The following is a 17,740-nucleotide window of genomic DNA, read 5'->3' as shown; positions in this document are numbered from 1 at the left end:
CGGCACTGACGTGAGCGTCCACAATTCGCTCCCACAAACGGGAAAAGGTATTTCAGCACTGATAGTGGACGCTGAGGTCACCCATAGTGTGGTTCGGTCCCGACCGGCTGGTCCGATGTTGTCGTGATTGGACCCGAGTGGTAGGTTGAAGGTTCAACTTAAGCACTCGAAGGACCCCTCATGGCATCTGTCGTAAACCCGCCGATCGCGGGAGCAGCGTTCGACGCGTTTCTCGCCGAAACCGCACCCGCGAGCCGGTCGCAGCAGATGTGGACCCCGAGCGACGGGCCGATGCCCGCCCTGTACATCAGCCACGGTGCGCCCCCGGTCTTCGACGACGCACTCTGGATGGACCAGCTGTTCACCTGGTCGCAATCGATGCCCAAGCCCAAGGCGATCCTCATCGTCAGCGCGCACTGGGAAGAGGCTCCTCTGAGCCTGTCCGCCTCGGCGGCCGCGACCCCGCTGGTCTACGACTTCGGTGGTTTCGCTCAGCGGTACTTTTCGATGGAGTACCGCACACCCGAAGCCGAGGCCTTGGCCGCTCGCGTTGCTGCGGCAATCCCGGCGACGGAAAATCTGCACCGACACACCTCCCGTGGACTCGATCACGGTGCCTGGGTTCCGCTGAAGGTGATGTACCCGTACGCCGACGTCCCCGTTCTCCAGTTGAGCCTGCCGACCCACGCGCCCGACCGGCTGATGGCGATAGGCGCTGCGCTGAAAGAGCTTCGCGCCGAGGGAGTGTTGGTCATCGGTTCGGGTTTCATGACACACGGGTTGCCGTTCCTGTCGCGCGAGAACTTCGTGACCAACACCGTGCCGACGTGGTCGGAGGACTTCGATCTCTGGGCGGCCGACGCGTTGGCGCGTGGTGACGTCGCAACACTGGCGGACTTCCGCAGTGCCGCACCGGGAATGCCGTATGCCCACCCGACCGTCGAGCACTTCACGCCGCTGTTCGTCACGCTCGGTGCCGCCGAGAATCCGGAAGCCCCGGTGACCACGGCGATCACCGGCTTCCAGTTCGGTTTGGCGAAGCGGTCATTCGCGGTCGCGTGACGAACGGGCGCAACCCAGTGCACTTGGGATCGGTTCACTTCTGAATCTCTTTCGATTCGGGGATTGTTATCCACGCCACTTCGCTCTACAGTTCTGAGCACCATCTCGGACATCGGTGTCCAAGATGGACGGATGCGCTGTACGAACCGTCGCCGGGCGCGCGTCCCGTGGATCCCGTCCTCCGGCGCGAAGGAGTACACCCGTGTCTTCTGCCCGCTCTTGGACGCTGCGTACAGCGATCAGCGTGATGACCGCCGCTACGGCTTTCGCCGCCATGGCGACGCCCGCTGCTGCTGCACCCGATTCGCCCGAGGTGGCAATTCAGCCGCCTCTGGCACCGTTCACATGGCCGAAGATTCCGGAATTCGACACCGACTTCTACCTTCCGCCCGCCGACGTGGTGGCCGCGGCCGCGCCGGGCCAGATCATCGCCGCACGTCCGGTCGAACTGGCCACTCTCAACGTCATCCCCACGCAGGTCGACGCATGGCAGTTGTCGTTCCGGTCCAACAACGGTCGCGACGAGCCGATCGCTGCGGTGACCACGGTCATCCGGCCACGTGGCGTCCCCGCGGCATCGCGGCCCTTGATCTCCATCCAGTTGGCCGAGGATTCACTCGCCGCCTACTGCGCGCCCTCGTATGCGATGCGCGCGGGTGCGATTCCCTGGCCGGTGACGGGCGCGGTGACGTCGGGTGCTCAATTCCTCGAAGTACAAGCAGCGTTGGCGCAGGGGTGGGCGGTATCGGTACCCGATCATCAAGGTCCGAACAACTCGTTCGCCGCAGGGCCGGTCGCCGGTCGGATCACACTCGACGGTATCCGAGCGGCCGAGAATTTCGCGCCGATGCAGTTGGCAGGGGAGGCCACCAAGGTGGGGATGAGCGGCTATTCCGGCGGCGCGATAGCGACTGGACATGCAGCCGAACTGGCCGGACGCTACGCCCCAGAGCTCGACATCGTCGGAGTCACCGAGGGTGGAACCCCGGCTGAGCTCGGGGCACTGGTCGACAACGCGAACAACACACTCGGTTCGGGAATCGTCGCTGCCGGGATCATCGGTGCCAGTCGTGAAGATCCCGAGTTGGCCGATTTCGTCGACGAACACATCGATCCGCTCGGCCGGGCGTTGTTCGCGGCGAAGGACAATCTCTGTGTCGGTTACAGCTCGGCACTGCTGCCGTTCGTCAACCTGAAGGGCTTCCTGCACACCGACGGCGACCCGATTCAACAACCGGTGGTGAAGAAGGCCCTGTCTGCGATGCAGCTCGGCGGCACCACACCGAACATGCCGCTCTACGTCTACCATTCCAACCCGGACTGGCTGGTGCCGATCGGACCGGTCAACGCGATGGTCGATTCGTACTGCAGCCGTCCGGGTGCCGATGTCACGTACACCCGTGATCATTTCAGCGAGCACATCACGCTGGAGTTGATCGCTTTTCCGAGCGCGGTGCTGTGGATGCGCGACCGGTTCGCCGGTGTTCCTGTGGAGCCGGGTTGCCGAACGAACGACGTCGGCTCGATGGCGCTCGACACGCGTGCACACCCGCTCTTCGTCGACGCCGTAGGCGAGATAATCGCCGGACTGTTCGGTAAGCCGATCGGGGCGTGAGGGAACCGATCGGCGTACGGCAGGCGAGGTGTCGCTGGCGGTAGACTCCGCCGGTGACTGTCGCCGACGATCAGGGCCGCATCTACGCGGGACGATCGTCCGCCGCGCGAAAAGCCGATCGCCGCGCGCGGTTCTTGCACGCCGGGATCGAGGTCATGGGGGTACGCGGATATGCAGCCACCTCGGTTGCGCATATCTGCGCTGCAGCCGGTCTGGCACGCAGTCAGTTCTACAGTGAGTTCGCCAACCGTGAGGCGCTGCTCGTGGATGTGTACGACCTGATCCAAGACGACGCCCTGGCTGCAGTCGTCGCCGCACTCGACGGGCAACTCGACCGAGATCGACGCGCGCTGGTCGTCGCTGCGATGACGGCTTTGGTCGGATCGATCGGAGGGGACCCGCGCCGAGCACGAATTTCCTACCTGGAGATGCTGGGTGTCAGCGATGCCGTCGAGCAGCACCGGACGCGCCGTCGTGCACAGTGGGTACAGTTCTTCGAGAACACACTGCGCTCGGAAGTCGGTTCCGATTTCGTTCCGCCAGGTGGATACCGTTTGGCCGCAACGGCATTCCTTGGTGCTCTCACAGAGATCGTCTCCGACTGGTCGCGCACCGATCCCCCTCGCCCACCTATCGAGCACATCGTGGAGACGATGGTTGCCGTGCTGGGAGCGTTCGTTCCCGACCTGAACTGAACTGCAGCGTGTCGCGCAATACAGTGGACCGATGACACCTGCCACCGGTCCACTCGCAGGCCTCGTGGTCGCGGACTTCTCCCGTGTGCTCGCCGGCCCGTACGCGACGATGATGCTCGGCGACATGGGCGCAGACGTGATCAAGATCGAGCGACCCGGAACCGGTGACGACACCCGATCATGGGGTCCCCCGTACGACCCCGCCGGTACGGCAACCTATTTCAACTCGGTGAATCGCAACAAGACGTCGAGGTTCATCGACCTGCAGTCCGAGAGCGGCGTAGGCGAGGCGCGCGAGATCGTCTCGCGCGCGGACATCGTGATCGAGAACTTCCGAGCGGGAACGATGGACCGGCTCGGTCTTGGCTATTCGGCTGTATCGCAATCCAACCCGGGCCTGATCTATTGCTCGATCTCCGGCTTCGGCACCGGCGGAGGAGCTGCGCTCCCCGGTTACGATCTGGTGGTCCAAGCCGTCGGCGGGCTCATGAGCGTCACCGGCCCCGATGTCTCGACGCCCACGAAAGTGGGAGTGGCGATGGTCGATATCGTCACCGGTCTGCATGCGCTCAGCGGAATCCTTGCCGCACTGCATCATCGATCACAGACCGGCCAAGGTCAGCAGGTGCACACCTCGCTGATGGCGTCGGTACTGTCTGCACTGAGCAATCAGTCGGCGGCGTACCTCGGTGCCGGCGTCGTACCGGTTCCCATGGGAAACAAGCATCCCTCGTTGGTGCCGTACGAGGTGTTCGAGACCGCCGACCGACCGCTCGCGTTGGCAGTGGGCAACGACCGGCAATTCTCGGCGCTGACGGACGTGCTGGGAATCTCCGAATTGGTTGTGGACGAACGCTTCTCGTCCAACTCGGCGCGCGTCGAGAATCGAGATCAGTTGGTCGAGCTGCTGAACACGGCGTTGCAGACGCGGACCGCGGACGAGTGGTATCGGGAACTGATGGCCTGCAATGTTCCCGCTGGGCCGGTCAATTCGATCGAAGAGGCCTTCGCGTTCGCGGAATCACTCGGGCTGGAGCCACGGGTCCAGGTGCCGGGATCAGCAACCGACGCCGTCCGAAATCCATTGGACTTCTCGGCCACTCCGGTGAACTACCGCTTGCCGCCACCGCAAGCCGAATAGTCGACCTGCAACTCTCGCTCCACTCCGGGGCGTGAGTCGGCGAATCCCCGTCTGCAACCTCTTCAGTGGAGCAACCGTTGCAGCGGCAGCAACTCACTCCGCTAGTTCAACGCCCACTTGACCGACACGGACACGCTGACGGTCTGCTGCCCCGGTTCGATGGGCACCGCCGTGTCGAACGAAGGGGCGGACTCGCGGAAGGTCGTCGGCTGCTCCTGGCCGGTGATCGACTCGGTGATCGACAGAACGTCGCCGAGTTCTCCGCCTGCGAGCGATGCGTACTGCTCAGCGCGATCGCGGGCGTCGGCGAATGCCCTGGACCGGGCATCGGAGATCAGCTGGGAATCGTCGTCGATCTTGAAGGAGACCCCCGAGATGCGGGTCGCGTTTCCGCCGGCCGATGTGGCGTCGCCGAGGACTGCGGAGGCCTTCGACAGGTCCCGAACCGTGACCTGCAGTGTGTTGGTGGCCTGATATTCGGAGATGGCCGAGGTGCCGCCCGGCAGTGCGCCGGAGTACTGCGGATCGATCGACACCTGTTGGGTCTGGATGTCCTCGCGGGCGACGCCGGCTGCGATCACGGCGTCCGTGACGTCACTGACGGCAGAATTGGCCTGTTCGATGGCGGCGGTGACGTCCTCGGCCGTGGCCTGAACCCCGATCTGGGTCGTCAACGTATCCGGTGCACCCTGGACTTCCCCTACGCCGTTGACGTTCACTCCGGGGGGTCCATCGGGGGACGACGTCGCTGGGCTACTGCAGCCCGCGGTCAGGGCTACGGCCAGCAACAGGGCCGATGCGCACGATCCGAGCATCCATCGATTTCGACTCATCGCCGTAGTGTCCACCATGACAGGCGAATTGGAAAGGCTCAGGGCTTGCGGCACTCGGCGTCGAACGTCACGGTCACCTCGTCCACCACCTTCATGGCTCCGAACATCTGCGAATACGGAGTGATCTTGTAATCCGATTGGCGCACAGTAGTTTCGGACTCGATGTGCCATCGATCGCCGAGGTCGGTGGCGGTCACATCCACGGCGATCTCCCTGGACACGCCATGAATTTCTACCGTGCCTGCCAGTCGAAATCCCGAGTCGCCGGCGGTGATCTCCTCTGAAACGAATCGGATCGACGGATATCGGTCGGCGTCGAAACTCTTGAGCGCGTTTGCCTTCGCCACTACTTTCTCCGGTCCGATCAAGGGTGTGAGGCCACCCTCTCCGTGGACCACCTCGAGTGAACCCACCTCGGCGACGAGGGAGACCGCGGTGGGTGCGTCCCCAGACCATTCGACTGTCGCGGTCCAGGAGGTCACCGCAATCGTGAGGCGATGGCCCATCTTGGATGCCCGTCCGGTGACGTCCGTCCGAACGGCCAACTGCCCACCGTCCGATGAGTCGAGCGTCCAGGTCGCGGTAGTCATGCCTCGACTGTATCGGTCCCACAGAACCGAGGAAGGGACGCGACGCAGGTGGTTAGGGTGGAGCCATGTTCTCCAATTCCCCTCGAACATTCGTTGCCGACGCACTCCGCGGCTTCGTCGCCGCCACCGACGACATCACCTGGCATGCCGATCCCGGATTTCTCACCCGCCGGTATCGCATCTCCGACGGTCAGGTTGCCCTCCTGTCCGGTGGGGGATCGGGCCACGAACCGATGCATGCCGGATTCATCGGTCGTGGCATGCTCACCGGTGCGTGCCCCGGTCTGGTCTTCACTTCACCGAACGCCCTTCAGGTGCACGAGGCATCCAAGGCCGTGGACTCAGGCGGTGGAGTGGTGCACATCGTGAAGAACTACACCGGTGACGTGATGAACTTCAAGATTGCCCGAGAGTTGTTGCAGGAGGACGGCATTGTCGCCGACGTTGTTCTCGTCGACGACGACGTGGCAAGCGAGAGCGAGGACGGACCTGGTCGACGCGGCACCGCAGCGACCATCGTCGTCGAAAAAGTATGCGGCGCAGCGGCAGAACGAGGCGATAGCCTGCAGGCGGTCGTTGCGCTGGGGCGTCGAACAGCGGGGAACGCGCGCAGTATGGCGGTCGCGCTGAACCCGCCTACATTGCCTGGAGCGGACGAACCGTCGTTCGAATTGCCCAAGGAGGAAATCGAACTCGGTATCGGGATCCACGGAGAGCGCGGCACCGACCGCGTGCCCCGGCTGCCTGCCCAGGAGATCGTCGCCAAATTGACCGATCCGATTGTGGACTCGCTCGGATTGAACTCGGGTGAATCGGTGATCGCGATCGTCAACGGGCTTGGCGCAACGCACCCGCTCGAACTGCATCTGCTGTTCGGTGAGCTCTCGGCGTACCTGCACGGCAAGGGTGTCGAGATTTCCCGCTCACTCGTCGGAAGTTTCGTCACTGCACTCAACATGGGCGGAGCGTCGATCACACTCGTGCGCGCCGACGACGAGATGCTCGAACTGTGGGACGAGCCGACCGACGCTCCCGGTTGGCCCAACGCTCAGAGCCGGGGCGCGAAGCCGGTGGCCGAACGCGGGGCATTCGGGCCGACGTTCTCACCGTCCGACACCGGTGAGACGTCGGCATTCGTTTCCGAGTGGATCGGGTCGTGGGTGCAGCGTGTGCTGGACGAGGAGCCGGCCCTGACCGAGTTGGATCGCAAGGCGGGTGACGGCGACTTCGGAACGAACATGGTGGCCGCACTCGAACAACTCGATCTCGACGCCATCAAGGAAAACTACTCGGCGGCAACGGTATTCGAGTCCGTCAGCGAGGCATATCTCGGCCACGCAGGCGGTACGTCCGGCGCGCTGTTCGGCATCTGGTTCCGGCAGTTCTACCGGGCGATGCTCGAATCCGAGCCGGATCTCGCGGCTATCGGACAGGCCGCCCGGGCGGGACTGGACAGTATCACCGAACTCGGCGGCGCACGGGTGGGCGACAAGACGATGGTCGATGCCATCGCCCCGGCCGTCGAGGCGCTCGAGAAGGACGGCGGCACCGTGCAGGACGCTGCCGACGCCGCGAAGACCGGAGCCGAATCGACCAAGGACATCACCGCCAACCGCGGTCGCGCCAGCTACGTCGGCGAGGCCGCGCGAGGTGTCGTCGACCCCGGGGCGCTGGTCATGGCCTGGTTCTTCGAGGCGGCAGCTGGTTTTACCCCAGAGAGTTGAGAAAGACCGCCGCGATCGCTTCGAGGCCGGCCTGATCGTCGGCGTCGAAGCGGTTCGGTACAGGGCTGTCCAGATCGAAGACCCCGACCAGGGTCTCGCCCTGGTACAGCGGTACGACGACCTCGGAGCGAGTGTTGGCATCGCACGCGATGTGGCCGGGGAAGGCGTGGACGTCGGCTACTCGCTGTGTCTCGCGAGTGGTCGCGGCAGCGCCACACACCCCTTTGGTCAGAGCGATCCGTACGCAGGCGGGCTGACCTTGAAAGGGACCGACGACGAGTTCGGTGCCGTCGAACAGGTAGAAGCCGACCCAATTGACCTCGGGCAGAGCGTGATAGACCAACGCGGAGAGATTGGCGGCATTGGCGATCAGGTTCGACTCTTCGTATACGAGGCCCTTGGCCTGCTCGGCGAGCTGCTGGTACTGCTCTACCTTGGACCCGTTGAGTTCGGTCGCGGTGAAGGACATGCGCCGAGTCTAAGCGCACACCCCAGCACCACCAGATACGCCGACATGCCGCCCACCTGAACCCGCTGGGCAACACCGAGTCCGTGGTCGCCGGGAAGATTGTCGGCGATCAACAGCCACGCCGTTGCCAGGGTCGTGACCGCCAGCACCGCGACACCGAGCGTCCGAAGCAGGGGATAGCCCTCATAACGGAATGCAGCGAGCGTGAACGCGATCATGACCGTGAAGATCGCGAACACCGCGATGGTGCTGGTGAGTGCGTGCAGGTGATGGAGTTGCGGGAACAATCCGCTGGGCTCGATCGGACAGCTCGGATCGTCGGCGGCCACACACTCGAGAGGAAGTTTCGCGTCGGCGATGGTGGCGATACCGAAGATGCCCGACGCGATCCAGCCGGTGACGACGAGCCGTCGCCGCGCTGTCGCGAGGAAGCCGAGGACAGCAGCGACGATCATCAGTGACCCCGTGACGACGTCTGCGGTGGAAAAGAATTCGCGGTACGGCTGATCGCGGGCGTCGAGTTCGCTGAGAAACGATGTGGTGGGGTCGAGACCGGTGTCCAAGAAGAATTCGGCCACCCATGCGGAATACAGCAGTCCGGCGAGGATCAAGCAGACCGCCACTACGGCTCGGCGGATATCAACGCCTTCAGTTCTCGAACACACCGACCAAGGCTAACCAGTGAGCTCGTCGGCAGCTGCCACCGCCAGTGTGACGGCGGAGTCGCAGTCGTCCGCCATGACGGACAGCTCGGGAACTGTGCGGGCGTAGCGCGCGGCAGAGTCGTCGTTACCGGGCAGGCCGAGAACGGGGTTGCCCAACACGATGTCGGCCGAGCACACCGAATCCGAGTCGCGTGTTTCGACGGTGTAGCCGCCCTGCTGGACAGTCTTGCGGTCCGTCGACCGCAGTTCGGTGTCGACGTAGGAGAGCGTGACGTCGAGCATCATGAGGTTGTCCTCGAACGTTGCCGAGGACGCCGTGAAATGGCAACGGTACGGATCCGATGGAGGGTTCCAACGGCCCACCGTCCACGTTGCGGGTAGGTGTTCGAGGACGGCACACGGATCTTTCATGGCCAGCGGAAGGTTGTACTTGGAATCGGCCCGCAAAGGTGGATCGTCCAACAGGCCGAGTGCGGTCTCGGCGACGGTTGTCGCAGCGGCACACGCGTCCCCGACGGCGCGATAGACGTCGATCGTGGCGAACCCGCGCCCGGATTCGGTGAGGAAACCGTCCATGGCCCCCGGGGTGGCACCGTCGAACTCGCCGCGAAGCGGAAAGCCGACGCGGCACGAACCCGGCGACGAGTTGTCTTGATACACCTGTTCGTCACCGATCATGATCTGCTCGTAGTCCGGATCGTCGGACGTCGGTTGATATCCGTTCAGATCGATGGAGACGGAGTCGGTTGCGCTCGATGTCGCGGGTTTCAGGCTGGCCGAGCACGTGCTCAACTCGCCATCTGGGCGAAGCTGCACCACGGTGCCGAGGGCAGCGAGATCGTCCTCGGTGAGAAAGCCACACGGATCGAGACTGCGTACGAATTCTGCTGTGTCGGCCAGATACCGGTCTGCTTCCGACATCTCGAATCCGTACTTGTCCTGTGGCGAAAAACTGCCGGTGGGCGACGAACTGCCTGCGGGGAACGCGCTGCCGAGCAACACCACCGCGCATCCGCTCGTCGAGACCGACATCGCCAGCGCCACCGCCGCGAGCAACCAATTTCTACGCACCGTCATTCGTCCCCCGTACTCGAATCAACCGATCATGGGGTTGGACGCGCGGGGACGGGAAAGGGTTTCAGTCTCCAGTAAGTTCGTTCTCAACTCGGTCGGCGGCGAGGGCGGGGTCCTCGTGTTCCCAAATTCGTACGACGCGCCAGCCCTCCGCGAGAAGCTTCTCGTCCGTGTCGCGATCGCGCGCGACGTTGGCCGCCAATTTGTCGGCCCACCATTGCGCGTTGTTGCGGGGCTTGGTGGCGTGTATCGGGCAGCTGTGCCAGAAGCAGCCGTCGACGTAGACCGCTACCTTGCGTCTGGGGAACACCAGATCTGCTCGACGCCGCATGCCCTTCAGTGGAGCGCGATCGACGAAATACCGCAGACCTCGGCGGTGCAGTGCCCGCCGCAGCGCGACCTCCGGTTTGGTGTCGCGGCGTCGTTGCTTGCTCAGCCGAGCACTGGTCTTGGCGTCGGTGACGGGGCGTTCGGCCATCACACCGGAACCCGCTCGGCGTATCCGCCCATGCGCTCGAGGTGGGCATCGAGATCGTCGAGAAATCCCGGAGCGAAACGGAGGCTGCCGGCCCGGGCCCGCTTGAGAAATCCGGCGGTCGCGCGCGCGGAGAGCAGCTTCGAGTCGTCCAGAAAGCCGATCAGGTCCTCGTAGGGCTCGTGTACCGGCATGCTCGAGATCGTCACCTTGAACGTCGTCCGGTCGCGTCCCCAGGCCGCCGTCGGCCAGGCCTGGCCAGGCAGAACAGCCACATCTTTCGAGGCGTCGTAGGGCTTCGGGTCGTCCAGAGCGCGTGCTGCCCATGACGCCATCCGCACACTGACGGCATTTCCGACGAGCTTCCAGCGATGCCCACTCCGGACGCCGGGCTGCTGGACGGAAGGCAGCGTCCAGTCCGGATCGAATCCCTGCAGGCGCTCGGCCCCGATGATGCCGGGTGTGACTATCTCCCCGGACGGCAACCGCACGGCCGGGGGACTGGCGATGCCGAGCGAGGATCCGCCCTTGAGCGTGGGGACCGCGTTGACGGCCCAGCCCAATCCGCGGATTCCCTCGGTCCAGTAGAACCCGCACGGCTGGGTGCTCGGATCGCCGTCGGGCAACGGGCCGGCATCCTGGGAGAACAGCACTTCACGAGGATCGTCGGTGCGCGAGGCCAGCATCACCACCCGCTGCCGACGCTGCGGCAATCCGAACGCTCGTGCGTCGACGACGCGATACGCCCACATGTAACCGAGGTCCTCGAGTGCGTCGGTGATGTGCCGCATGGCGGCCCCGCGGCCGAGTTGCAGCATGAAAGGCACGTTCTCGATCAGCAGCCAGCGTGGGCCTTTGCGGCGCGAGACCAACCGAAAGACCTCGTCGACCAGGCCGGATCGGGCCCCGGTGATGCCCGCTGTCCGTCCTGCCTGGGAGAGGTCCTGGCACGGAAAGCCTGCCGCTACCAGTTCGGTGCCGGCGGGCAGGCTGCGGAGTGTGGTGACATCGCTGTGCAGAGGGACGTCGGGCATGCGGGCGGTGAGGACGGCTTGCGCTCCGGGATCGACCTCGCACAGCAACTGCGTCGACCAACCCGCCTCGGCCAACCCCAGCTCGAGCCCGCCGATTCCCGCGAACAACCCGACCATCGACCGTGCGCTCACGTATGCCCTTCTCTCGCCCGACGGTCCTACGGTACTCGAGAGTGGTCGGCCTTGACCTCGACCAAGCTCGAGGTTCCACACTGGAATGACCGGGGCCGAAAATCGGTTGGAAACTGAGCCTGTGCAATGAAATCATCCGGGCACAGCAGAAGGAGAACAACACGTGTCCACGGGTGTGCTCGACACCGAAGCCCGAACCGTCGATCAGCCGAACCCGAAAGTAGTGCGTACCGCCACATCGCTGCAGCGTTTCGCGCCGTTCCTGGCCCCGTACAAGTGGTTCTACATCGGCTCGATCGTGGTCTCGCTGATTGCGACCATGACCGGTCTGGTGATTCCACTGGTGATGCAACGCGTCATCGACGGCCCCATCACCGATCGCAATTTCTCTGCTGTCTGGTGGCCCGCGGCATTCGTCCTGTTGCTCGGCACCATCGACGCGGCCGGAATCTGGGTGCGTCGTTACCTGGTGTCCAGGCCTTCGAGTCAATTCGAGATCACCGCTCGTGCAACAGTATTCGACAAGTTGCAGCGGCTCTCGGTCGCGGCGCACGAAAGTTGGGAATCGGGGCAGCTGCTCTCGCGCGCCATCGCCGATCTCGGTTCGCTGCGCCGATTCATGGCCTTCATCGGCCCGTTCATCATCATCAACGCCGTCACGCTCGTTGTGGGTATCGGCGTATTGCTGGTCCAGTCCTGGCAATTGGGGCTGATCATGCTGGTGACGTCGGTGCCACTGGTCATCGCCTGCACCAAGTTCGAGACGCTGTACCGCGTCGTGGCGCGTGACGCTCAGGATCAGGCGGGCGATGTCACGACGACGGTGGAAGAGTCCATTCAGGGCATTCGTGTTCTGAAGGCCTTCGGTCGAAGTGCGCACCTGGGCAAGCAGTTTCTTCGGCAGGCTCGCACTTTGCGCGACACCGAGTTGAAGAAGGTGCGCTACCTCGCGATCATCTGGGCCGTCATCGTCGGGCTGCAACCGATCACCATCGGCGCGATTCTGGCCGTGGGGACGTACTCGATCGTGCAGGGCACGATGACGGTCGGCACGCTCGTCGCGGCCATTGCCATCGTCACCTTCCTGTTGTGGCCGATCGAGTCGTTCGGCTACCTGTTGGCCGAACTGAACAATGCACGTACGGCAGCGGATCGTTACTGGGAGATCATGGACACTCCCGAAACGGTCACCGATCCCGACGATCCCGTCGAACTGCCCGAAAGGATCCGTGGCCGAGTGCAATTCGACCGCGTGGGATTCACCTTTCCCGACGCGTCCTCGCCGCTGCTCACCGACGTCAGTTTCGTGATCGAGCCGGGGGAGACCGTTGCGCTCGTCGGGAACACCGGCAGCGGAAAGACTGCGCTGACCAACCTGGTTCCTCGCCTGTTCGACGTCACCGAGGGGTCCATCACGATCGACGGTATCGACGTGGCTTCGATGCGATTGTCGGACTTGCGTTCGATCGTGTCGGTGGCGTTCGAGGATCCGGTGCTGTTCTCGGCCAGTGCGCGCGAGAACATCGCGCTCGGTTCTCCCGGCGCGTCCGATGCCGAGATCGCCGAGGCGTTGGAGATCGCGCATGCAACGGATTTCGTCGAGCGGCTGCCGTGGGGTCTGGCCACTCGTATCGGCGAGCAGGGCATGAGCCTGTCCGGCGGACAGCGCCAGCGGCTCGCCTTGGCGCGCGCGGTGCTGGGCAAGCCGCGGGTGCTGGTGCTCGACGACCCACTGTCCGCGCTCGACGTGGACACCGAAGCGAAAGTGCAGAAGGAGTTGCGACGGGTGTTGGCGCATTCGACGACAGTGCTGGTGGCACACCGGCCGTCGACCGCTGCGTTGGCTGACCGCGTGCTCTATCTCGAGAACGGAACAATTGTGGAGCAGGGAACACACGAGGGACTGTTGGCGTCGTCGCCGCGGTACCGCGAGGTGATGGGGTCGATTCATGAGTGATCAGAGCTCCACCGAGGATTGGCGGGGCGTCGGCGGGGAGGAATCCGAGGTCGACGCCACCGGAAACCTGGTGCTGGCCGGACGTTCTCGTCGCTTGCTGGCATCACTGGTGCGCCCGTACAAGAAGCAGGCCCTGCTGTCGTTTCTGATCATCCTGGTCGACAACATCACCTACGTGGCGGGTCCACTGTTCATCGCCTATGCACTGGACAACGGCGTCGGCGCTGCGGGGCAGGGTGATTGGGGTCCGTTGCTGTGGGCGGTCGGCGGCTACACCGGTTTCGGTCTGCTCGGAATGTTCACCACCTATGCGTTTCTCACCGTCTCCGGTCGGCTGAGTCAGAACATTCTGTACGACCTCCGCGGCCGGGTGTTCGATCATGCCCAGAAGCTGAGCCTGTCGTTCCACGAGAAATACACCTCGGGACGGCTGATCTCGCGACTGACCAGCGATGTCGAGTCTCTGCAGACCTTGCTCGAGAGTGCGCTCAACGATGCACTGACGGCCATCCTGTCGATGGTGTCGATCGCGATCATCCTGGTGTATCTCGATGTACCGATGGCGCTGATCGTGCTGGCCGGCTTCGTTCCGCTGGTGCTCGTCACGCGGTGGTCGCAGCGTCGCCAACGCCAGGGCTACCGTCGAACACGGGTGGCGATCGCGCGCGTCGTGGTCCATTTCGTGGAGTCGATGGGCGGCATTCGCGCGGTGCAGGTGTTCCGACGCGAGGGCCGCAACGACGCCATTCTGAGCACCGAGGATTCGGAGTATCGGGACGCCACCACCGCGGCGCTGCGCGGCATGGCGAGCTACACCGGCATCGTGCGCTGGATCGGCAACGTCACGCTGGCGATCATCCTGGTGTTCGGTAGCTGGCGAGTGATCAACGGCCACATGGACATCGGCGTACTTGCGGCCTACGTGCTGTATCTTCGGCGGTTCTACGGCCCGCTCGACGAGTTGGCGATGGTCTTCAACGCGTACCAGTCCGCCGCGGCTGCGCTGGAGAAGATCTCCGGCGTGCTCGAGGAAGAACCGTCGGTGATCGCGCCGAAGAACCCGGTCGAGATCGGAACGGTGAAAGGCGACATCACGTTCGACGACGTGCACTTCTCCTACGGATCCGAGCGCGTCGTGCTGCCGGAGTTCTCGCTACACGTGCCCGCAGGGCAGGTGGTCGCGATGGTCGGGGCCACCGGAGCCGGAAAGTCGACACTGGCAAAGCTGTTGGCGCGCTTCTACGATCCGACGGCCGGAGCCGTGCGACTCGACGGCATCGACATGCGTGAGATCAGCGACGAGGATCTACGCCGCAACGTCGTCATGGTGACGCAGGAGTCGTTCCTGTTCTCCGGTTCGGTGGCGGACAACATCCGTCTCGGCCGCCCGACGGCGACCGATGCAGACGTGCGGGCTGCGGCCGACGCCGTCGGACTGACCGAGTTCATCGCGTCGCTGCCCGACGGCATCGATACCGACGTACGCAAGCGCGGTGGCCGATTGTCCTCGGGCCAAAGGCAATTGGTGGCCTTCGCGCGGGTGTTCCTGGCTGCGCCGTCGGTGATCGTGCTGGACGAGGCAACTTCGAGTCTGGACATCCCGAGCGAGCGGCTGGTGCAGCGTGCGCTCGAGACCATCCTGCAGGGGCGAACGGCGCTGATCATCGCGCACCGCCTGTCGACCGTGTCCATTGCAGATCGCGTTCTGGTCATGTCCGATGGCGACATCGTCGAGGACGGAACTCCCGAGGATCTGATCGCGGGAGAGGGACGCTTCGCTCACCTGCACGAGGCGTGGGAAGACTCGCTGGTCTGATTTCCGTAACGCCTCGTCGGTCTCCGGCGAAATGACCTGTATGAGAAGAACATTTGTAGCGGCAACACGAGTTGCCACCGTCGTCGTCTCAGGTCTGGCCTTTTCAGCAATCATCGGCGCAGGCGTTTCCCATGCTGATACCCAGGATTGCTCCATCGCCCACGATGCCTTCGGCGCGTCGGCAACGTGTCACGACACCGGTGCCCCTCCGGGTAGGGAGTACGTACTGATCACCGAATGCTGGGGCTTTCACTTCGTCCCCAATCGCTTTCCGATCCCGGCGGTCGGTCCCTACACCTCGTCGAGCCGATCTTTCGTGCCGACAGGTCAGGCGTCGGGCAATTGCAGTTCGAGCTGGGGTCAGCCGACGTCGACCCTCGGTGTGGTCACCGGTGCCCACGTGGAGATCTATCGCCAGTGAGATCGGTCCGGTGACCGGCTGATCAGGTCCAAGGGGTGATGGGCGGCTTGACCCACATGATCTTCTCGTCGGCGTGCTGGGGCGTCGCGCCGTCGTGACCGGGGTGTTCGGCCGCCCACGCGGATTTGCGGTCGAGCAACTCGGCCACGATGGTCCAGGTTTCCATCGTGCTCGGTGGGTGCAGGTCTGCCGCGCGAGCGAGCTTCCTGCGGACGGCGTCGGTGAGATCGAGCAGTTCGGCACCGGTGATGCCGCGATCCCAGACGTAGCGCGCCAGTGCCGTCGCTTTGTCCTGTCGACTCTTGGCGGCCTGTTCGGAATGCGCGAAATCGAACTGTCCGCCGCCTGAGTTCTCTGTCGTCACAGTCATCACCTTAAGTAATGTGCGGGAAAAGGCACGTCCGCTTGTTCTCGAGGGGGGTTCGTCGCCTACCGTAGATGGGTGATCACTCAAGAATCGGGTGCCGAGCATGCCTCCGTCCCTGCGTCCGACTCCACCGACGCGAAAACCTGGCCCTCGATCCTGACGTGGCGAGCGCACGATGTGCCGCGCATGGAGTCCGTGCGCGTTCAGCTCTCCGGCAACCGAATCAAGGCTGCCGGACGCATCATCGGTGCCGCGTGCGCCGACCATCCCGCTTTCAGCGCGTCCTACGACCTGGTGACCGACGAATACGGCGTCACCAAGCGGCTGTCGGTGCGCACCTCGCTCGCCTCCGGTGATCGTCAGGCGTCCGTGAGTCGAGACGACGAGGGCTACTGGATGGTGGAGAACAGTGCCAGCCATCAGCGCTCGACCTACAGCGGCGCTCTCGACGTCGACATGGTGCTCAGTCCGTTCTTCAACACGCTGCCGATCCGTCGATTCGGTCTGCACACCCAGGTCCAGGACCTCGAAGTGCCGACGGTGTACGTCAACCTCCTCGACCTCAGCATCCAGGAGGCCACGCTGACCTACAGCAGTGGTTCCGAAGGCATCCACGTCATCTCGCCGGTGTCGACGTCGTCCGTCACGGTCGATGCCGAAGGATTCGTTCTCGATTACCCCGGACTGGCCGAACGGATCTGACGCACGACGCCGCCGCGTCGACCTGCGTCCTGCAGTTTCTCTCGCCACCCCGGCTCGCCCGGGGTGACGTCGGTGATCTCGAAGCGCTGATGCTGCTCGTACTGCATCCGCGCTGCGTTTCCGGCGTCGACCAGCGTTTTCGTCGAGCCGTCGTCCAGTTCCGTGCGGGCCGCCGAGAGAGCGTGCATCGCTTCGTCGAGCGCGGTGCGTAGCGCGGCTGCGTTGCCCTCGGTCATCGCCCGGACGAGAGTCGGCGACGACGACGCCACCCGCGTCCCGTCGCGGAACGAGCCCGCAGCCAGGCCCAACGCCAGCGGTCCGCCTGCCGCCCCCACGATTGCCAGGGCCTCGGCCAGTAGATGCGGTAGGTGAGAGATCCGGGCCACGGCGCGATCGTGCTCGACGCTCTCGGCCGGCACCACCACCGACCCGCAGTCCAGGGCGAGCCGGGCCACGCGGACCCACACGTCGGCGTCGACTCCCGGGTCCGTGGACACCACCCACACCGCGTCGGCGAACAGCGTGGGGTCGGTGGCAGACCAGCCCGAATGATTGGTGCCCGCCATCGGATGCCCGCCGACATAGCGCGCCTGCAGTCCGCGAGCAGTCACCGCGGCCGCAACCTCGGCCTTGACGCTGACCACATCGGTGAGCGGAGCCGAGGGCGCGTGCTCCGCGACGGCGGCCAGAATGGAATCGACAGCGGGCATCGGGACGGCGACGACGATCAGCGCATCTTCCCTCGATGCCCTGGTCAATGCCGCTGTCAGGTCGGTACCGACGTCGTATCCGTCGGCTGTGGCACCGGCGATCGCGTCGGCCGATCGGTTCCACCCCCACGCCTGACGGCCTGCGTCGTGCGCGGCGCGCAGAATCGACCCGCCGATCAGTCCGAGGCCGAGAACGCACACCGAGGAAGAAGTCACCCGACCAGATTGGCACAGGTGGGTGCCGTAGGCGGGAGGTGG

Annotated in this window: 18 protein-coding genes; 9 read left to right on the top strand and 9 right to left on the bottom strand. The window is 64.4% G+C overall.

What is annotated here, in order from left to right; translation table 11 throughout:
• The first annotated feature begins 180 nt into the window (after nt 1-180).
• The 4 genes from O4220_RS16420 (at nt 181) to O4220_RS16405 (ending at nt 4,513) form a co-directional block, all read left to right on the top strand.
• The gene (locus O4220_RS16420; protein WP_269606023.1) at nt 181-1,062 is read left to right on the top strand and encodes a dioxygenase; all 882 of its coding nucleotides are present in this window, start codon (nt 181-183) and stop codon (nt 1,060-1,062) included.
• 247 nt (nt 1,063-1,309) lie between these two features.
• Complete coding sequence (locus O4220_RS16415; RefSeq protein ID WP_420030410.1) at nt 1,310-2,677, top strand: lipase family protein; 1,368 nt, start codon at nt 1,310-1,312, stop codon at nt 2,675-2,677.
• A gap of 53 nt (nt 2,678-2,730) precedes the next feature.
• The gene (locus tag O4220_RS16410; RefSeq protein WP_269606019.1) at nt 2,731-3,372 is read left to right on the top strand and encodes a TetR/AcrR family transcriptional regulator; all 642 of its coding nucleotides are present in this window, start codon (nt 2,731-2,733) and stop codon (nt 3,370-3,372) included.
• 31 nt (nt 3,373-3,403) lie between these two features.
• Nucleotides 3,404-4,513 carry a CaiB/BaiF CoA transferase family protein gene (locus O4220_RS16405; RefSeq protein WP_269606017.1) on the top strand — a complete coding sequence of 370 codons (1,110 nt, stop codon included), beginning with the start codon at nt 3,404-3,406 and terminating at the stop codon, nt 4,511-4,513.
• Between the two features lie 101 nt (nt 4,514-4,614).
• Here the strand turns inward: O4220_RS16405 and O4220_RS16400 are convergent, their stop codons facing one another.
• Nucleotides 4,615-5,346, bottom strand: coding sequence for an SIMPL domain-containing protein (locus O4220_RS16400; protein ID WP_269606015.1), 732 nt, complete (start codon nt 5,344-5,346; stop codon nt 4,615-4,617).
• Between the two features lie 38 nt (nt 5,347-5,384).
• Nucleotides 5,385-5,936, bottom strand: a complete 552-nt coding sequence (locus O4220_RS16395) for a YceI family protein (protein WP_269606012.1) — start codon at nt 5,934-5,936, stop codon at nt 5,385-5,387.
• 65 nt (nt 5,937-6,001) lie between these two features.
• Between O4220_RS16395 and dhaL the strand changes: the two genes are divergently transcribed.
• Entirely contained in the window at nt 6,002-7,660 is a 1,659-nt protein-coding gene (gene dhaL, locus O4220_RS16390) for a dihydroxyacetone kinase subunit DhaL (RefSeq protein ID WP_269606009.1), read from the top strand.
• On the opposite strand, the gene O4220_RS16385 is transcribed toward dhaL, so the two are convergent.
• The 5 genes from O4220_RS16385 to O4220_RS16365 form a co-directional block, all read right to left on the bottom strand.
• Entirely contained in the window at nt 7,644-8,129 is a 486-nt protein-coding gene (locus O4220_RS16385; RefSeq protein WP_269606007.1) for a GAF domain-containing protein, read from the bottom strand. The genes dhaL and O4220_RS16385 overlap by 17 nt on opposite strands.
• Nucleotides 8,090-8,794, bottom strand: a complete 705-nt coding sequence (locus O4220_RS16380) for a DUF998 domain-containing protein (RefSeq protein WP_269606005.1) — start codon at nt 8,792-8,794, stop codon at nt 8,090-8,092. Before O4220_RS16380 ends, O4220_RS16385 begins: the two co-directional genes overlap by 40 nt.
• A gap of 9 nt (nt 8,795-8,803) precedes the next feature.
• Nucleotides 8,804-9,871: a hypothetical protein gene (locus tag O4220_RS16375; protein ID WP_269606004.1), complete on the bottom strand. Its 1,068-nt coding sequence runs from the start codon at nt 9,869-9,871 to the stop codon at nt 8,804-8,806.
• Between the two features lie 61 nt (nt 9,872-9,932).
• Nucleotides 9,933-10,346 carry a very short patch repair endonuclease gene (locus O4220_RS16370; protein ID WP_269606002.1) on the bottom strand — a complete coding sequence of 138 codons (414 nt, stop codon included), beginning with the start codon at nt 10,344-10,346 and terminating at the stop codon, nt 9,933-9,935.
• Entirely contained in the window at nt 10,346-11,494 is a 1,149-nt protein-coding gene (locus O4220_RS16365) for a DNA cytosine methyltransferase (RefSeq protein ID WP_269606342.1), read from the bottom strand. Before O4220_RS16365 ends, O4220_RS16370 begins: the two co-directional genes overlap by 1 nt.
• Nucleotides 11,495-11,672: 178 nt before the next feature.
• Between O4220_RS16365 and O4220_RS16360 the strand changes: the two genes are divergently transcribed.
• The 3 genes from O4220_RS16360 to O4220_RS16350 are packed head-to-tail and all read left to right on the top strand — an operon-like array spanning nt 11,673 to nt 15,703.
• Nucleotides 11,673-13,466: an ABC transporter ATP-binding protein gene (locus O4220_RS16360; RefSeq protein WP_269606000.1), complete on the top strand. Its 1,794-nt coding sequence runs from the start codon at nt 11,673-11,675 to the stop codon at nt 13,464-13,466.
• Nucleotides 13,459-15,282: an ABC transporter ATP-binding protein gene (locus O4220_RS16355; protein ID WP_269605998.1), complete on the top strand. Its 1,824-nt coding sequence runs from the start codon at nt 13,459-13,461 to the stop codon at nt 15,280-15,282. The genes O4220_RS16360 and O4220_RS16355 overlap by 8 nt, the downstream gene beginning before the upstream one ends.
• A 40-nt stretch (nt 15,283-15,322) precedes the next feature.
• Nucleotides 15,323-15,703: a hypothetical protein gene (locus tag O4220_RS16350; protein ID WP_269605996.1), complete on the top strand. Its 381-nt coding sequence runs from the start codon at nt 15,323-15,325 to the stop codon at nt 15,701-15,703.
• 22 nt (nt 15,704-15,725) lie between these two features.
• Here O4220_RS16350 and O4220_RS16345 read toward each other — a convergent pair whose 3' ends face one another.
• A complete protein-coding gene (locus O4220_RS16345; protein WP_269605993.1) occupies nt 15,726-16,073 on the bottom strand; it encodes a hypothetical protein in 348 nt (115 codons plus the stop codon).
• Nucleotides 16,074-16,256: 183 nt separating this feature from the next.
• Between O4220_RS16345 and O4220_RS16340 the strand changes: the two genes are divergently transcribed.
• A complete protein-coding gene (locus tag O4220_RS16340) occupies nt 16,257-16,772 on the top strand; it encodes a putative glycolipid-binding domain-containing protein (RefSeq protein WP_032380655.1) in 516 nt (171 codons plus the stop codon).
• Here the strand turns inward: O4220_RS16340 and O4220_RS16335 are convergent.
• Entirely contained in the window at nt 16,745-17,716 is a 972-nt protein-coding gene (locus O4220_RS16335) for a prephenate dehydrogenase (protein ID WP_420030409.1), read from the bottom strand. The two genes, O4220_RS16340 and O4220_RS16335, sit on opposite strands and share 28 nt — an antisense overlap.
• Nucleotides 17,717-17,740 lie beyond the last annotated feature (24 nt).

This window comes from Rhodococcus ruber, from assembly GCF_027270735.1.
Classification (GTDB): Bacteria; Actinomycetota; Actinomycetes; order Mycobacteriales; family Mycobacteriaceae; genus Rhodococcoides; species Rhodococcoides rubrum_A.
The sequence above is the reverse complement of the archived record's forward strand: the minus strand, read 5'-3'. Positions and strand labels throughout refer to the sequence as shown.

Excerpts from the sequence above, each read along its gene's own strand:
- O4220_RS16375 (WP_269606004.1), bottom strand. The coding sequence starts at position 9,871 with ATGACGGTGCGTAGAAATTGGTTGCTCGCGGCGGTGGCGCTGGCGATG.
- O4220_RS16385 (WP_269606007.1), bottom strand. The coding sequence starts at position 8,129 with ATGTCCTTCACCGCGACCGAACTCAACGGGTCCAAGGTAGAGCAGTAC.
- O4220_RS16405 (WP_269606017.1), top strand. The coding sequence starts at position 3,404 with ATGACACCTGCCACCGGTCCACTCGCAGGCCTCGTGGTCGCGGACTTC.
- O4220_RS16355 (WP_269605998.1), top strand. The coding sequence starts at position 13,459 with ATGAGTGATCAGAGCTCCACCGAGGATTGGCGGGGCGTCGGCGGGGAG.
- O4220_RS16400 (WP_269606015.1), bottom strand. The coding sequence starts at position 5,346 with ATGAGTCGAAATCGATGGATGCTCGGATCGTGCGCATCGGCCCTGTTG.
- dhaL (WP_269606009.1), top strand. The coding sequence starts at position 6,002 with ATGTTCTCCAATTCCCCTCGAACATTCGTTGCCGACGCACTCCGCGGC.
- O4220_RS16350 (WP_269605996.1), top strand. The coding sequence starts at position 15,323 with ATGAGAAGAACATTTGTAGCGGCAACACGAGTTGCCACCGTCGTCGTC.
- O4220_RS16345 (WP_269605993.1), bottom strand. The coding sequence starts at position 16,073 with ATGACTGTGACGACAGAGAACTCAGGCGGCGGACAGTTCGATTTCGCG.
- O4220_RS16340 (WP_032380655.1), top strand. The coding sequence starts at position 16,257 with ATGGAGTCCGTGCGCGTTCAGCTCTCCGGCAACCGAATCAAGGCTGCC.
- O4220_RS16365 (WP_269606342.1), bottom strand. The coding sequence starts at position 11,494 with ATGGTCGGGTTGTTCGCGGGAATCGGCGGGCTCGAGCTGGGGTTGGCC.
- O4220_RS16420 (WP_269606023.1), top strand. The coding sequence starts at position 181 with ATGGCATCTGTCGTAAACCCGCCGATCGCGGGAGCAGCGTTCGACGCG.
- O4220_RS16395 (WP_269606012.1), bottom strand. The coding sequence starts at position 5,936 with ATGACTACCGCGACCTGGACGCTCGACTCATCGGACGGTGGGCAGTTG.
- O4220_RS16415 (WP_420030410.1), top strand. The coding sequence starts at position 1,310 with ATGACCGCCGCTACGGCTTTCGCCGCCATGGCGACGCCCGCTGCTGCT.
- O4220_RS16370 (WP_269606002.1), bottom strand. The coding sequence starts at position 10,346 with ATGGCCGAACGCCCCGTCACCGACGCCAAGACCAGTGCTCGGCTGAGC.